1 protein-coding gene is annotated in these 575 nt (G+C 52.3%); it reads right to left on the bottom strand.

All coding sequences use genetic code 11. From position 1 onward, the window contains the following. Nucleotides 1-390, bottom strand: a 390-nt coding sequence (locus OQE62_RS19390; RefSeq protein ID WP_265723694.1) for a transposase, incomplete at its 3' end; no start/stop codon positions are given. Between the last annotated feature and the right edge of the window lie 185 nt (nucleotides 391-575).

The following is a 575-nucleotide window of genomic DNA, read 5'->3' as shown; positions in this document are numbered from 1 at the left end:
CTGGTCGCAAACCAGCAGTACCTGCTCGAAGACGGACTCGATAGCGTCGGGGTAGCCGCTGACAAAGCTGGCGATACTACTGAAATGTGGAACTGCGTCGCAGGAGAGGGCCTTGAAGATGATGCTGTTTTCACACTGCCACTGGATCTCGCGGCTGGAGGTGATGCCTTTCGCGTAGGCAAATAGGATGATCTTCAGAAGAATGGCTGGATCGTATGCGGCTCTGCCGCCCTGATCGTTGCTGTACTTGTCGTAAAAAGGGGAGAGATCGATATGGCCGTCGATCAGGCGGTGGAGTGTGAACTCGAAAGTGCCGGGCTGGAGCTGGTCTTCGAAGTTGACGACTATCATCGCGTCCTGGCTGTAGTTGTACTTTCTGAAATTTGGCATATCCCCTCCCTTTGGTGGCCAAATTCTACCAAAAACCACTGGTTTTTAAGAGTTTTTCTACAGCCTGAACGCCGAGTTTAGGGGCAGCCTACTATACGCACCTTTTTGTGCAAAATGGGAGCGCAGCGACCGCACAAAAAGGGTAAGCGATCAATAAACCCCACCTAAAACCCAGCGCCTCTTCC

Source organism: Microbulbifer halophilus (assembly GCF_026183675.1).
In the GTDB taxonomy this organism is placed as follows: Bacteria; Pseudomonadota; Gammaproteobacteria; order Pseudomonadales; family Cellvibrionaceae; genus Microbulbifer; species Microbulbifer halophilus.
This window is presented reverse-complemented; position numbering and strand designations above follow the sequence as displayed.